Source organism: Pseudomonas luteola NBRC 103146 (assembly GCF_002091675.1).
Lineage (GTDB): Bacteria > Pseudomonadota > Gammaproteobacteria > Pseudomonadales > Pseudomonadaceae > Chryseomonas > Chryseomonas luteola.
In genome coordinates this window covers 97,097-113,233 of the sequence record NZ_BDAE01000010.1, presented here as the reverse complement: position 1 = coordinate 113,233, position 16,137 = coordinate 97,097, and the positions used below count along the sequence as shown (strand labels likewise).

Genomic DNA, 16,137 nt, shown 5'->3' with positions numbered 1-16,137 from the left:
GCTTAACAACCCCGACAGCAGTAAAATATCAGCCTCTTTCACCAGTCAAAAAACGCAAGAAAAACGGCGCGTTAAGCGCCGTTTTCTTTTGCTGTCTCCCGATCAATGCTCGGGCCGGGTGCCAGGTCTCAGGATAACAACGCCCAATGGCGGCAACTTCAGATTCAAAGAGGCTGGCTGGCCATGGCTGGAGGTTTCGTCGGCCATGACGGCACCGCTATTGCCGAACCCACTCCCACCATAAATATCGCTGTCGCTATTGAAGAGCTCCAGCCATTGCCCCCCTTCGGGAACGCCTATCCGATAATCGCTACGGGGAACGGGCGTGAAGTTTCCAACAACCAGCAGGGGCCGCTTCTGTGAGTCGAAACGCAGCCAGGCAAATACGCTGTTGGCAGAATCATCACCTACCAGCCACTGGAAACCTTCCGGTTCGCAGTCATGCTCGTGCAGCATGGGCTCTGCCCGGTATAACCGGTTCAGATCCGCTACCAGCTTTTGTACACCCTGGTGGTTCTGATGCTGCAGCAGGAACCAGTCCAGTTCGCGGTCGTGGCTCCATTCACGCCATTGACCGATCTCGGACCCCATGAACAGGAGCTTCTTGCCCGGATGCGTCCACATAAAGGACAGGTACGCACGCAGGTTGGCAAACTTCTGCCAATTGTCACCGGGCATCTTGTTCAGCAAAGACCCTTTGCCATGCACGACTTCATCATGGGAAATGGGAAGAACAAAACGCTCGGAATAGGCGTATACCATACCGAAGGTCATGTTGTGATGGTCGTAACGGCGGTAGATCGGATCACGCTCGATGTAATGAAGCGTGTCATGCATCCAGCCCATGTTCCACTTGTAGGAGAACCCAAGACCGCCCTCGGAGGTAGGCTTGCTGACACCAGGCCATGCGGTGGACTCCTCTGCAATCATCAACGCACCGGGCGCTTCTTCATGCACCACATCGTTCAAATGGCGGAGAAAATCGATTGTCTCGAGGTTCTCGCGGCCGCCATATTTATTGGGAATCCACTCGCCCTGCTTGCGGGAATAATCGCGGTACAGCATGGATGCGACCGCATCCACACGCAGGCCGTCTATATGGAAATGCTTGAGCCAATGCAGCGCAGACGACAGCATGAATCCGTGTACTTCATTGCGCCCAAGGTTATAGATGTAAGTGTTCCAATCCTGATGGAAACCTTCGAAAGGATGCTCGTACTCATAGAGTGCTGTACCGTCGAAACGCGCCAGTCCATGGGGATCCGTCGGGAAATGCGCAGGCACCCAGTCGAGAATCACACCGATGTGCGCCTGATGGCAGGCATCTACGAAGGCGGCGAAATCAGCCGGCGTGCCATGACGAGAGGTTGGAGCGAACTGCGACAGTGGCTGATAGCCCCATGATCCACTGAACGGGTGCTCCATCACAGGCAATAGCTCGATATGGGTAAAGCCCATCTCCTGAATATAGGGAATCAGCTGTTCAGCTAGCTCCCGCCAATTCAAGATACGACCATCGTCGCCACCGTCACGACGCCACGAGGTAGAGTGCAGCTCATATACCGAGAACGGCGCATGAACAGACTGGCGCTCCTTGCGCTGCGCCATCCAATCATCATCATGCCATTCGAACGGAGCCGGATCAGCCACTACCGAGGCGGTGCACGGGGGTAGCTCCGTTGCCAAGGCGACTGGGTCAGCTTTTAGGGGCAATAACCCATGCTGGCCAAGGATTTCGTACTTGTATGAGTCACCCGGCTTGATACGGGGGATAAACAATTCCCATACCCCTGCCCCGTGCCGTAGGCGCATTGGGTGACGGCGACCGTCCCAGGTGTTGAAGTTACCCACTACGGAAACCCGACGTGCATTGGGTGCCCACACAGCAAAGCGTACACCCTGAACACCATCGATCGTCATCGCTTGAGCACCCAGGCATTGGCCCAGCTGACGATGCTTACCCTCATTGATTAGGTAGATATCGACATCGCCCAACAGCGTACCAAAGCTGTAAGGGTCTTCTGTCTCCTGTACGCCACTGGGCCAGCGGATCCTGAAGAAATACGTTGCCTGATAGTCCAGGCGGGCATAAAACAGCCCGGGAATCTGCCCGGCTTCCATATGGGCCAAGTGGCGACCGCTCTCACGCTCGACCAGCTCGACACCCAGCGCATTGGGTAAAAAGGCACGAACCAGAAACCCGGTACCATCCGGGTGAGGCCCCAAGATGGCAAACGGGTTGCCATGTTCTCCGCGAGCCAGCGCGTCCGCCTCTGGAGCAGATAGCTGGGCGTAGTCTGGTTGGTGGTTCTGGGGTGCTACGGCTTGAGTCATCCTTTTGCTCCCGAAATGAGCGAATCCACAATGGCGGCTACGCCGCGCAGCGGAATGTTGATCCAGTTAGGCCGATTGGCCGCTTCATAACCAATTTCATAAACGGCTTTCTCTAGCGTATAGAGATCCAGCGCTGCCTGCTCACCACGCTCGCTCCACTCATGGGCGATACCGGCAGCAGCCTCACGATAAGCCTTGAGGAAGGCCGCGTAAGCCGTTGTGCGATAGGTCTCTGCTGCCTGTAGCCGTTGACGCATTGCCTCTTCCGACGTATCGGCACCACTGTTACTGCTCATGGTGATCATGGCCGCCGCATAGTCAAAGGATCGCAGCAGACCTGCCACGTCCTTGTGCGGACCATACTTGGCACGACGCTCGTCCAGCGAACGGGCAGGCTCACCTTCAAAGTCAATCAGGTAGGCATCGTCCTGAGACACCAGGACTTGCCCAAGGTGCAAATCTCCGTGAACACGGATGCGCAGGCCACCCGCTACGTCTTCGGCAAGGGCTTCAATGCGCTCGCCAAGCTCTTTGCGCTGAGATACCAATTTGTCGAGGTGCTGGGTGCTGGCGCTATCCAGGGAGGCGCGCTTGTTCTCAAGCGTATCCAGAGCAGCGTCAACCTGCTCCCGTACACGGTGAGCAAACGTACGCGCGGAGTCTGCATCGATCTTCTCGGGTGCAAACGCAGCGTCATCGGTGTCCTGGGCAAGCAAGGTGTGCATTTCACCCAGGCGCTGCCCCAGAATGGCGGCAAAGTTTTCCAGATCGGACATGGCAGTGAACTCGTTCTCCACCTCTGACAGCCCTGCCTCCAACATGTCACGGGTTACCTGGTCCAGCTTGTCCAGCGTCCACTTCCAGGCATCCCCCTGGTTATGGATCTGAGGCTGCACCAGCATGAGCACATTGGGTGTGCCCTCTTCGTTGTAGCGTGTTACCTCACCCAGCAAGGGCGCCATGTTGGCAAAGCCTTTGTCCGTCAGGAACCGACCCATTTCGACTTCAGGATGAATACCTGTAGCTACCTTCCGGATCAGCTTGAGCATGTACTTGTCGCCTACAATGAGCGAACTGTTGGACTGCTCTACACCCATGTGCCGAATTTCAGTTTCATCGGTTGTAGTGAAGTTCTCGACATCCATGTACGGCTGGAAGCGGATTTCACCTGCAGGCGATTTCAGTACGGCCTGATCCTTGAAGGCCTTAAACACCCCATGCACAAAGCTGGTCAGTGTAAAGGCATCGGTAACCAGACCTACGTTGCGAACATGGCGAATGCGGGACATCGCCAACTGGGTAGCCAACGGACTGCAATGCTGGTCACTCTCGGCCAGGAAGCCCAACGGCAAAGCATAATGTTCCTGCCCCTTGGCATTTTTCACGCAGACTTCCATGAACAGCACGGGGAATTTCGGCGTTGGAATTTCCACAGCGTACATGAGAGTGACCTGCTGGATCGCCTCGTCCTTGCTGCCGAACCAGCGGCGCTTGGGCAGGTACAGCGGCAGGATTTCCTGCTCAAGAGCCTTGCGCGGCGTACCGCTGAGCAACTCTTGCAGATTCTTTTTGATGACGAGCGTTTGGAAGTCAGGCATGGTTTCTGGAGGCTCGGAGTGCCACGCAGGCATCTGTTCATTGCCTGCGAGGTAGAACCAATAAAATCCGTACGGCTGAAGTGTCAGCATGTAAGGCAGTTGGCCAATGGGCGGAAAGGCACTGCCTCCCAGCATTTCCACGGGCACCTTGCCTGCCATGGATGACAGATCCAGTTCGACGGCCTGGGCAGCACGCGACACGTTGGCAACACAGAGAATGGTCTCGTGCTCGCCTTCGGGCGTGGTGTAGTCACGCAAATACGCCAGAATACGGCGGTTGGTTGGCCGGAGCATCTTCATGGTGCCGCGACCAAAGGCTTTCTGTTGCTTGCGCACGGCCAGCATGCGGCGCGTCCAGTTCAGCAGCGAATGAGGATCGCGCGCCTGTGACTCTACGTTGATCGACTGATAGCCATATAGCGGGTCCATTACCACCGGTAGCACGAGGCTGGCCGGGTCGGCACGGGAGAAGCCACCATTGCGGTCGACCGACCATTGCATCGGCGTACGTACGCCGTCTCGGTCGCCTAGGTGGATATTGTCGCCCATGCCGATTTCATCGCCGTAGTACATCGTAGGCGTACCTGGCATGGAGAGAAGCAGGCTATTGAGCAGTTCGATCCGCCGACGATCCCGCTCGAGCAGCGGTGCCAGGCGACGGCGAATCCCCAGATTGATGCGCGCACGTCGGTCCGAGGCGTAAAAATTCCACAGATAATCCCGTTCCCGGTCAGTCACCATTTCAAGCGTCAGTTCGTCGTGGTTGCGCAAAAAGATCGACCATTGACAGTTCGCTGGAATTTCAGGGGTCTGACGCAGGATATCGCTGATAGGAAAGCGGTCTTCCTGGGCAATAGCCATATACATGCGAGGCATCAGCGGAAAGTGGAACGCCATGTGGCACTCGTCACCTTCGCCAAAGTACTGCTGCGTATCTTCCGGCCACTGATTGGCTTCCGCCAGCAACATCCGGTCCGGGTAATTCGCATCGATCTCGGCACGAATCTGTTTGAGTACCGCATGGGTTTCGGGCAGGTTTTCGTTATTGGTGCCGTCACGCTCCACCAGATAGGGAATGGCATCCAGACGCAAGCCATCGACGCCCATGTCTAGCCAGTAGCGCATGATCGAGATCACCGCTTTCATGACCTGAGGGTTATCAAAGTTCAAGTCAGGCTGGTGCGAGTAGAATCGGTGCCAGTAATACTGCTCAGCGACAGGATCCCACGTCCAGTTGGACTTTTCGGTATCCAGAAAGATGATCCGCGTACCATCGTACTTCTTGTCATCATCTGACCAGACATAAAAGTTACGCGCCGAAGACCCTTTCTTCGCCTTGCGTGCACGCTGAAACCAAGGGTGATCGCTAGAGGTATGGTTGATTACCAGCTCAGTGATGACCCGCAATCCCCTTTTGTGCGCCTCGGCAATAAAGCGCCTGGCATCCGCCATGGTGCCGTAATCCGGATGCACTCCACGGTATTCGGAGATATCGTACCCGTCATCGCGGCGCGGCGACGGGTAGAACGGCAGTATCCAAATGGTGTTGACGCCCAGGCCAGCAATGTAGTCGAGCTTATCGATCAGGCCAGGAAAGTCACCGATTCCGTCGTTGTTGGAATCGTAAAACGACTTCACGTGAACCTGATAGATGACCGCATCCTTGTACCACAACGGGTCATTGATAAAGGCCGCTGGTTTGCGCGAGCGCGTTTTCTTTGGTTTCGCCATTTATAGTCTTCCTTTGGCCTAGATGGCCGGGCGGATACGCCATATGCCAAATGGCATGGAAGGATCGAGACGCGTCCATTGTGTTTTCCCGTGCCATGTCCAGCGGTGGCCGGTCATGAGGTCTTCGCCATGCATGGATGCATTATCGTCGAGTCCGAATTCCCACAAGGGGAGTTCAAAGTGGCCTTCCTGGGCGTTATGGGGATCAAGATTGATTGCCACTAGTACGAAATTGCTGAGATCAGGCGTGTACTTGCCGAACAGGATGATGTTGTCATTGAACACGTTGTAGAACTTGATCCCCAGATGTGTCTGGAGAGCAGGGTTCTGCTTGCGGATCCGGTTGAGCTGTGCAACTTCCGCCATGATGTTGCCCGGCGCATACCAGTTGCGGGGGCGCAACTCGTACTTCTCGGAATCCAGATATTCTTCCTTGCCGGGCGTTAGCGGCGTGCCTTCACACAACTCAAAACCTGAATACATGCCCCACAGGCCCGACCCCATGGTGGCCAGCGCTGCGCGAATCAAAAACCCTGGACGCCCACTGGTCTGTAGGAAAACCGGATTGATGTCCGGCGTGTTAACAAAGAAGTTGGGCCGATAGCATTCGCGCCAGGGCGAACTATTGAGCTGTGTGAAATATTCCGTCAGCTCAGCCTTTGTATTGCGCCAGGTAAAATAGGTATAGCTCTGCGAATATCCGACTTTGCCCAAACGCGCCATCATCGCTGGCTTGGTAAAGGCCTCGGCCAGGAACATGACTTCTGGGTCACGGCCACGGATATCCGCAATCAGCCATTCCCAGAACGGCAATGGCTTGGTGTGGGGGTTATCGACCCGGAAAATCTTGACGCCCTGCTCCACCCAATGCCAGACCACATCACGCAGCGCGAGCCAGAGGTCCGGGACGGAATCCTTGGCATAAAAATCGACGTTGACGATGTCCTGGTACTTTTTGGGCGGGTTTTCCGCGTAGCGCATGGAGCCATCAGGACGCCAGGAGAACCAGCCCGGATGCTCCTTGAGCCAGGGATGATCAGGTGAACATTGGATGGCAAAGTCGAGTGCGATTTCAAGACCATGATCAGCCGCTGCGGCAACCAGCGCACGGAAATCTTCAAGCGTTCCGAGTTGCGGATGTACGGCATCATGGCCACCATCGGGACTACCAATGGCATAAGGGCTGCCAGGCTGATCAGGGCCCGCACCCAGGGTATTGTTCTTGCCCTTGCGGTGGGCGAGACCGATCGGATGGATCGGTGGGAAGTACAGGACATCGAAGCCCATGTCACGTACACGAGGCAGCTCACCGATTACATCGCGAAAGGTGCCGTGACGCTGTGGGTCATTAGTGATCGAGCGGGGAAAGAGTTCATACCAGCTGGCGAATTGTGCCTTGAGGCGCTCAATGTCCAACGGGTACTCGACGCTGTGGGTCAGATGCGGATAGGCATCTGCGTCGCGCATGTTGCGCTCAGTTTCCGAGCTAAGCAACAAAGCCACCTTGTCACCTTCGGTAGCGCACTGATCGAACCGTACCAGCAAGGATTCCAGACCGGGCCGCACCTCGTCATCCGCACGAGTCAGGGCCTGCTCCAGATGGATGCGTCCTTCCTGTAACTCAAGTCCGATCGGCACACCAGCGCCATATTTCTTTTCAAGCTCGTAGCGGTAACTGCCGTACACATCCCACCACGCTTGAACGACAAATTCATGTCGAGCCACCTGTACCGGCGTGAACTCGCACAGCCAGAGGTCATTGGTTTGAAGCTCCAGCGGTACTCGCTGCCAGTCTTCAGCACCCTCCACGCGCCACAGTACGCAGGCGGCCAGCTTGTCGTGCCCGTCTGCGAAAATGGTGGTCTTTACGGTAATGGGCTGGCCGGCGATGCCCTTGGCAGCGAATTGTCCGTTATCCACTGTCGGACTGACCGACTCGATGGCAATTCTCGGTGTTTGCGACGCCGTTTCCGGGTCATAAGGTAGATAAGCGAGTGAACCGGGGAGATCGGTATTCGACATCGAGCCTGACTCCTTAAAGTGCTGTTGGCTGGCTCATGCCCAGCTTCCGGCGATCGGAACATCCTTCGATGCCTTGTGGCGGGTGCGGCGGAGGGTCATAACCTCTACCGCGCTGAGCCCAATAGGTATGAAATACTGAGCCGACGCCTAAGGGAAAAGTTCAGGCTATTGATGGAGATAAGTTGCAAGCAGCCGAACGGTTGACTCGGCTGCAGCACAGGCGGGGGGAAGAAATCAGGCGTGTCGGGCAACGCATTGCAGGCGCACTGCCCGTCTACTTACTCAACGGTCAAGACGACCCGCCCCTTGAGGCATTCGTTTTCTACAAGCCGATGGGCTTCCACGAACTGGTCAAACGGCAGCGTATGCGCAACGATGGGCTTGAGCAGACCATCCCGGGTCATTTGATTGATCACCGTCAGCGCCCGTTGTACCGCCTCGGCATGGGGCTCCAGGCCAAGCTCTGGATGACCTGTAAAATCCAGGACGCTATGCCGGAAAATCTGCAGGTGCTTCTTGAACGCAGCGCAAGCCGGAAAGGACGCCTCGTTACCGCCACCCATCCCGTAAATGATCAGCTTGCCCCGTGTCGCGGCAATATCACCCAGGCGGGACAGCTGCGGACCACATAGCGCATCCAGTACAACCTCAACGCCGCGACTCTCGGTAAAACGCTCTACTTCCAGCACCAGATCCTGCTCATCGGTCGATACGACCTTCACAGCACCCAGCCCTTTGAGCAGTGCACGGTTTTCCGACTCGCTGGTAGCCGCGATCACCTGTGCACCCAAGGCGGTCGCCAGCTGAACCACCGCCGGGCCTACGCAGTTGCTGGCTTCGGTAACCAGTACCTGCTGTCCGGCCTTGAGCTGAGCCAGGTCTACCAGGGCAAAATAGGCCAGCAGCAGACCGGCATAATGAACTGCCGCTTCAGCCGGCGTCAGCGTATCAGGGTATTCGGTCAATGCCTGCTGGGGCATCAGCACCATGTCACCACTGGCCGGATACTGGTTGATCGAGTGCGCAGGAAAGCTGGCCACTCGCATGCCTGGTTGGAAATGGCGGACGCCCTCGCCCACGGACACAACCTCACCCGCCAGCTCAGAACCAAACCCAGCCGGCAATGTGGCAGGCTCATCGGCCAGGTTCTGCCGCCAGAGCACGTCGCCCCAACATACGCCCAGCGCCTGTACACGCACCAGTACTTCCCCTGCACCAGGCTCAGGAGTGGGTTGGTTTTCGCAGCACAGGACATCAGCACTGCCGAACTGGTGAAAGCGAATCACACGGGACATCGCAAACCTCTTTGGTGGATTCCGTATGGCTACGGACTGTATCCAAGCTGGCGCCTCAACGCTACCCGCCCGTATCGATAGTTGTCATGAATGTCAGTGATGCAAGGCTTGACGCCGCCCTCGACTCACTACAGTCTCATGCGCTCGAACAAATGCATGGCCACGGTTAAGGGCATACCATGAATCGCAACGATCTTCGCCGAGTAGACCTCAACCTGTTGATTGTGTTCGAGACATTGATGCGGGAGCGGAGCGTAACCCGCGCTGCTGAAAAGCTCTTCCTGGGCCAGCCTGCCATCAGCGCCGCCCTTGCCCGTCTGCGCAGCCTGTTTGACGATCCATTGCTGGTCCGCACCGGCCGTACGATGGAACCTACACCCCGTGCCATGGAGATCTTCGGCCTGCTTTCACCAGCCCTGGACTCAATCTCCTCGGCCATGAGCCGCGCACAGAATTTCGAACCGGCAAGCGCCGATCGCGTATTCAGAATAGGACTGTCGGACGACGTCGAGTTTGCCCTGCTGCCGCCCCTGCTCAGGCGCCTTCGCGCAGAGGCACCCGGAGTAGCCTTGGTCATACGCCGAACCAACTACCTGAACATTTCCAGCCAACTGGCCTCCGGCGAGATAACTGTAGGCGTTGCCTACACCTCCGAGCTGCCCGCCAATGCCAAACGCAAGACCTTGCGGCGCTCGCGCTCAAAAGTGCTTCGGGCCGATTCCATTCCCGGCACGCTGACCTTGGACGACTTTTGTGCTCGCCCTCATGCTCTGGTATCGCCTGCTGGAGACCTGAGTGGCTTTATCGATGATGCGCTGGCCACGCTGGGCAAGCAGAGGCGCGTCGTGCTGGCAGTCCCCCAGTTCAACGGTCTGGGAACACTGCTGACCAATACGGACCTGCTAGCTACCGTCCCTGACTACACCGCCCAGGTATTGGCTTCCAATGGCGGCTTGCGCATTGAGGACCCACCTCTAGAGGTGCAATCCTTTGAACTCTCCATGGCCTGGAGCGGTGTGCACGATAACGATCCTGCCGAACGCTGGTTACGCTCTCGTATACAAATGTTTGTGGGAGATCCAGACAGTTTATAGTTATGGGCTGGTATTACATAGCTAAAAATAGTCTGCTATCGATACATTTGAAGGCTTTTATCATTTTGATCGATAGTTAAATTCAGAGTGTTCGATTCGATCGTGTCAGACCCTTGAGCCAGACTCCGCCGTACTTAAATTTTCCTCACTTTGTCCGGCGGAAACGAACATGGAACAGTCTTCCACTCTCTGGCGATCTTCTCTGGCATTAGCCAGCGTTCTATTGCTCAGTGCCTGCGACAACAAGCCTGATGCGTCGGCCACAGCACCAGCAAAGCCCAAGGTCAGCGCCGCTCAGGTCATTCAACAACCGATCACGGAATGGGATGAGGTTACCGGCCGCCTCGAAGCGCCCGAGTCTGTCATCATTCGTCCGCGCGTTTCGGGCTATATCGATCGGGTTGTCTTTCAGGAAGGCACCTTAGTTAAGAAAGGCGACCTGCTTTTCCAGATCGACCCCCGCCCCTTCCAGGCCGAAGTGAAGCGTCTGGAAGCGCAGCTGCAACAGGCCAAGGCTCATCTGGATCGGGCTCAGAATGAAGCACAACGTGGCGAGCGCTTGCGCTCAAGCAATGCGATCTCTGCCGAAGTAGCGGATGCCCGCACCAGCGACGCATTGGAAGCCAAGGCGACGCTTGCCGCTACGCAAGCCGAACTGGACGCAGCTCGTCTGAACCTGAGCTTTACTCAAGTTACCGCCCCCATTACAGGTCGCGTTGGCCGGGCCGAGGTCACCGCGGGTAACCTGGTAAATGCTGGGGAAAGCCAGCTCACCACGCTGGTATCCACCGACAAGGTGTATGCCTATTTCGATGCTGATGAACGTGTTTTCCTCAAGTATTCCGACTTGAAACGCCAAGGTGTGCGGGGCGAAACCAGTCCGGTCTTTATGGGGCTTTCCAGCGAAACCGGCCACCCTCACCTAGGCAAGATGAACTTTCTTGATAACCAGGTTGATCCCCGTACAGGCACCATTCGTGGACGGGCCGTATTCGAAAACACTGATGGCCAGTTTACTCCCGGGCTCTATGCAAGGCTGAAGCTGGTTGGCAGCGGTACCTATAACGCGATGCTCATCAAGGATGAGGCTGTAGGTACTGATCTGGGCAAAAAATACGTGCTGGTAGTCAAAGACGACGGCACCGTGGATTACCGCTCGGTTGAACTGGGTCCGAAAATCGAAGGGCTGCGGATCGTCCGTACAGGTCTGGCCAGCAATGACAAGGTCATCATCAATGGCCTGCAACGCATCCGTCCGGGCTCCCAGGCAGATGCTCAGATCGTACCCATGGCTGACGAGGCTACCCTGGCTGCACTCAAGCATCAGCGCGAGCTGGTAGCGAAAAGCCTGCCTCTGCCGGACAAGCCGATTCAGCTTACTGCCAACGATACGCGTCGCTAACACCGTCTAACCCTGCCGCCAAGCCCATGCGCCTCGCTCTTCTACCAGGAGAGCGACGGTGCCCTGTTGCTCGCGTTTACAAAGGAATGGTCCGATGAACTTCTCACAGTTCTTCATTAAGCGTCCCATTTTCGCGGCCGTTCTCTCGCTGATTATCCTGATCGGCGGAGCCGTCTCGCTCTTTCAACTTCCTATCAGTGAATACCCGGAAGTCGTGCCGCCCACAGTAGTGGTTAACGCTACCTTCCCGGGCGCCAACCCCAAAGTTATCGGCGAGACCGTGGCAGCCCCGCTGGAGCAAGCCATGAACGGCGTCGAGCACATGCTCTATATGTCGTCCCAGGCCACTGCCGACGGCAAGATGAAGCTGACCATTACGTTTGCCTTGGGCACAGATCTGGATACAGCGCAGGTACAGGTGCAGAACCGTGTCACCCGCACCCTGCCCAAGCTGCCTGAAGAAGTGCAGCGTCTTGGTGTAACCGCTGACAAAGCCTCACCGGATCTGGCCATGGTGGTGCACCTTACCTCGCCCGATGAGCGCTACGACATGCTGTACCTGTCCAACTATGCGCTGATCAACATTAAGGACGAGCTGTCCCGCCTGGACGGTGTGGGTGATGTCCAGCTGTTCGGCATGGGCGAGTATTCCCTGCGTGTGTGGCTTGACCCGAACAAGGTGGCCTCCCGTGGCCTGACGGCAACAGATGTTGTCAACGCCATTCGCGAACAAAACCGTCAGGTTGCGGCAGGCTCTCTGGGCGCCCCGCCCGCGCCCAACGCGAACAGCTTCCAGCTGGCTATCAACACCCAAGGCCGCCTGGTCAATGAGGAAGAGTTCGAAAACATCATCGTTCGAGCCGGCGCAAATGGTGAAATCACCCGCGTGAAGGACATTGCGCGCGTTGAATTGGGCTCGAACCAGTACGCCCTGCGTTCACTGCTGAACAACAAACCAGCCGTCGCCATACCGATCTTCCAGCGTCCAGGCTCCAACGCAATCGACCTGTCCAATCAGGTGCGGGCGAGAATGGCTGACCTGAAGAAGAGCTTCCCTCAGGGTATGGACTACTCCATCGTTTATGACCCTACGATCTTCGTCCGTGGCTCCATCGAAGCGGTTGTGCATACCCTTTTTGAAGCCATTGTGCTGGTTGTGCTGGTTGTGGTGCTGTTCCTGCAAACCTGGCGCGCCTCTATCATCCCGCTGGCAGCCGTTCCGGTTTCGCTGATCGGCACGTTCGCCTTGATGCACTTGTTCGGGTTTTCACTGAACGCACTGTCTCTTTTCGGGCTGGTATTAGCTATTGGGATTGTGGTGGACGATGCCATCGTGGTCGTGGAAAACGTCGAACGGAACATTGGGCTGGGCCTCTCTCCGGTTGCCGCAACCCAGCGAGCGATGCGGGAAGTAACTGGTCCTATCATCGCTACCGCGCTAGTGCTGTGCGCTGTGTTTGTACCCACCGCCTTTATTTCCGGATTGACGGGACAGTTCTATCGACAGTTCGCCCTGACCATTGCTATTTCAACGGTCATCTCAGCCTTCAACTCGCTTACGCTCTCCCCTGCACTGGCAGCCGTCCTGCTCAAGGGACACGATGCTCCCAAGGACCGTTTTTCGCGCTTGCTGGATCGCCTGCTGGGCAGCTGGCTGTTCGCGCCATTCAACCGTATGTTCGAACGCGCCAGTCACGGCTATGTAGGCGTGGTTGCACGTGTGCTTCGCCGCGGCTCGATTGCGCTGGTGGTCTATGCCGGTCTGATGGCGCTGACGGTGTTTGGGCTGACGAACACGCCTACAGGTTTCGTGCCGCAGCAGGACAAGCAGTATCTGGTCGCCTTTGCGCAGCTGCCTGACGCTTCTACGCTGGATCGTACCGAAGACGTCATCAAGCGGATGTCCGATATCGCGCTCAAGTATCCGGGCGTGGAAAGCACCGTGGCGTTCCCGGGACTCTCCATCAATGGGTTTACCAACAGCCCCAACAGCGGCATTGTTTTCGTGACACTCAAGCCCTTCGAAGAGCGTAAGGACCCGAGTCTGTCAGCCAACGCGATTGCAGGTGCACTCAACGGCAAGTTCAGTTCTATTCAGGATTCGATCATCGCGATCTTCCCGCCTCCGCCGGTTCAGGGCCTGGGTAGCATCGGCGGTTTCCGTGTGCAAATCGAGGATCGAGGCAACCTGGGCTATAACGAGCTGTTCGCCCAAACGCAGAACATCATTGCGAAAAGCCAGAGCGTGCCGGAACTGGCAGGCCTGTTCTCCAGTTACCAGGTCAACGTTCCGCAAATCGATGCCGATATTGATCGTGAGAAAGCCAAAACTCATGGCGTTGCGATCAGCGATATCTTCGATACGCTACAGGTTTATCTGGGCTCGCTGTATGCCAACGACTTCAACCGCTTTGGCCGTACCTTCCAGGTCAACGTACAAGCCGATCAGCAGTTCCGCCTTGAAGCCGACCAGATCGGCCAGCTGAAGGTACGTAACAACCTGGGCGAGATGGTGCCGCTGTCTACCTTCGTGAAGGTAAGTGATAGCGCAGGCCCCGACCGCGTGATGCACTACAACGGGTTTATCACAGCCGAAATCAACGGCGCCCCGGCACCCGGTTACAGCTCGGGCCAGGCACAGGCCGCGCTGGAAAAACTCATGAAGGAAGAGTTGCCCAATGGCATGACCTACGAGTGGACCGAGCTGACCTACCAGCAAATCCTGTCGGGCAACACGGCCTTCCTGGTCTTCCCGCTGTGCGTGCTGCTGGCCTTCCTGGTGCTTGCTGCCCAGTACGAAAGCTGGAGCCTGCCGCTTGCCGTTATTCTCATCGTACCAATGACGCTTCTGTGCGCTATCACAGGGGTCATTCTGTCCGGGAGTGATAACAACATCTTTACCCAGATCGGCCTGATCGTCTTGGTTGGCCTGGCCTGCAAAAACGCAATTCTGATCGTGGAGTTCGCCAAGGATAAACAGGAAGAAGGCATGGACCGTGTGGCCGCCGTACTGGAAGCATGCCGGTTGCGTCTACGCCCGATCCTGATGACCAGCTTTGCCTTCATCATGGGCGTGGTGCCGCTGGTGACGTCTACCGGTGCAGGTGCCGAGATGCGTCATGCCATGGGCGTTGCGGTGTTCTCCGGCATGCTGGGTGTGACCTTCTTTGGCCTGCTACTGACTCCATTGTTCTATGTGCTGATCCGTGCGTTCGTAGAGCGTCGTGCTGAGCGCCGTATCGCCGCACAGGAGGTGCTGTCATGAAAATCTTCGTTCCAAGTCTATTGGCCCTTGCCTTGAGTGCCTGTGCGGTCGGTCCGACTTATCAGGCGCCGCAAACCGAACCGGCTCATCTGCAGACCGCGGCGGGCAGCCAATATGATCACTCCCGTTTCGAGGCACAGTGGTGGCAACAATTCGAGGACCCCACCCTTAATCAGCTGGTGGCGCGCTCGATTTCTGGCAACCGGGAGCTTCGCGTGGCCTATGCCCGACTGCGCTCGGCTCGTGCCCTGCGTGATGATACGGCCAATGACCGCTTTCCTGTTGTGACCAGTCGCGCTAGTAGCGAGATCGGCAAGGCGCAGCAGCCGGGCTTCACCGATAAGCGTACAAACAATGAGCGTTATGATCTTGGATTAGACATGGCCTGGGAGATTGATCTCTTCGGCCGGATCCAGCATCAACTGGAAGCCAGCGATGCTCAGGCAGACGCCGCGCAGGCAGAACTCAATCAACTGCAGGTCAGCCTGATTGCAGAACTGGTAGACGCCTATGGCACGCTCCGCGGTGCCCAGCTGCGCGAGCATATTGCGCAGGAAAACCTGAAGAATCAGCGAGCCTCCCGGCAATTGACCCAAACCCTGGATGAAGCAGGCGTAGGCAGCCAGCTGGATGTCTTGCGGGCTGATGCACGCCTTGCGGCTACCGAGGCGACTCTGCCGCAACTCCAGGCAGAAGCGGCGCGGGCAAAGAATCGGATAGCGACCCTGATAGGCGAACGGCCTGATGCGATGAGCATTGACCTTTCACCCAAGCCAGTGCCTGCAATTGCCAAGGCGCTTCCCATTGGTGACCCGGCCGAGCTGTTGCGCCGCCGCCCGGATATCCAGGCAGCCGAACGTCAGCTGGCAGCCGCAACCGCGAATGTCGGTGTAGCTACTGCAGATCTTTTCCCGCAAGTTAGCCTGAGCGGCTTTCTAGGGTTCACCGCGGGGCGGGGTTCCGAGATCGGCTCTTCGGCCGCCCGCGCATGGGGCCTGGGTCCTACCTTAAGCTGGCCAGCCTTTGACTTAGGTAGCGTTCGCGCACGCCTGCGTGGGGCCAAGGCAGATGCCGAAGGCGCCCTGGCCAACTATGAACAGCAAGTGCTGCTTGCCCTTGAAGAAAGTGCCAATGCCTTTAGCGACTATGGTAAACGCCAGGAGCGCCTGGTTGCACTGATTCGCCAGTCCGAAGCCAGCCGCGCAGCAGCCGAGCAGGCAGCGATCCGCTACCGCGAAGGCGGGTCGGACTTCCTGGTATTGCTGGATGCAGAGCGCGAGCGACTGGCGGCGGAAGACGCCCAGGCCCAAGCGGAAGTCGAACTCTACCAAGGCATTGTAGCGATCTATAAATCACTAGGCGGCGGTTGGGAGATCCCCAACGCCTGATCCTTCGG

Annotated in this window: 8 protein-coding genes; 4 read left to right on the top strand and 4 right to left on the bottom strand. The window is 57.1% G+C overall.

Features of this window, described 5'->3' with window-relative positions:
- Window positions 1-102: 102 nt before the first annotated feature.
- From glgB to PLU01S_RS13035, 4 genes are all read right to left on the bottom strand, one after another.
- Window positions 103-2,334 (bottom strand): 1,4-alpha-glucan branching protein GlgB, encoded by a 2,232-nt coding sequence (gene glgB / locus PLU01S_RS13050; protein ID WP_074826583.1) that lies wholly within the window; start codon window positions 2,332-2,334, stop codon window positions 103-105.
- Window positions 2,331-5,663 carry a maltose alpha-D-glucosyltransferase gene (gene treS / locus PLU01S_RS13045; RefSeq protein WP_074826586.1) on the bottom strand — a complete coding sequence of 1,111 codons (3,333 nt, stop codon included), beginning with the start codon at window positions 5,661-5,663 and terminating at the stop codon, window positions 2,331-2,333. The genes glgB and treS overlap by 4 nt, the downstream gene beginning before the upstream one ends.
- Window positions 5,664-5,681: 18 nt before the next feature.
- Window positions 5,682-7,685, bottom strand: a complete 2,004-nt coding sequence (locus tag PLU01S_RS13040; RefSeq protein ID WP_074826589.1) for an alpha-1,4-glucan--maltose-1-phosphate maltosyltransferase — start codon at window positions 7,683-7,685, stop codon at window positions 5,682-5,684.
- 278 nt (window positions 7,686-7,963) lie between these two features.
- On the bottom strand, window positions 7,964-8,980 hold the full coding sequence (locus PLU01S_RS13035; protein WP_010798378.1) for a zinc-dependent alcohol dehydrogenase family protein: 1,017 nt from the start codon (window positions 8,978-8,980) through the stop codon (window positions 7,964-7,966).
- A 179-nt stretch (window positions 8,981-9,159) separates the two neighbouring features.
- Between PLU01S_RS13035 and PLU01S_RS13030 the strand changes: the two genes are divergently transcribed.
- From PLU01S_RS13030 to PLU01S_RS13015, 4 genes are all read left to right on the top strand, one after another.
- Window positions 9,160-10,074: a LysR family transcriptional regulator gene (locus PLU01S_RS13030; RefSeq protein WP_074826592.1), complete on the top strand. Its 915-nt coding sequence runs from the start codon at window positions 9,160-9,162 to the stop codon at window positions 10,072-10,074.
- Between the two features lie 169 nt (window positions 10,075-10,243).
- The gene (gene mexE / locus PLU01S_RS13025; protein ID WP_074826595.1) at window positions 10,244-11,476 is read left to right on the top strand and encodes a multidrug efflux RND transporter periplasmic adaptor subunit MexE; all 1,233 of its coding nucleotides are present in this window, start codon (window positions 10,244-10,246) and stop codon (window positions 11,474-11,476) included.
- A 94-nt stretch (window positions 11,477-11,570) separates the two neighbouring features.
- Entirely contained in the window at window positions 11,571-14,741 is a 3,171-nt protein-coding gene (locus PLU01S_RS13020; protein ID WP_074826598.1) for an efflux RND transporter permease subunit, read from the top strand.
- A complete protein-coding gene (locus PLU01S_RS13015; RefSeq protein WP_074826607.1) occupies window positions 14,738-16,129 on the top strand; it encodes an efflux transporter outer membrane subunit in 1,392 nt (463 codons plus the stop codon). Before PLU01S_RS13020 ends, PLU01S_RS13015 begins: the two co-directional genes overlap by 4 nt.
- Window positions 16,130-16,137: the final 8 nt, after the last annotated feature.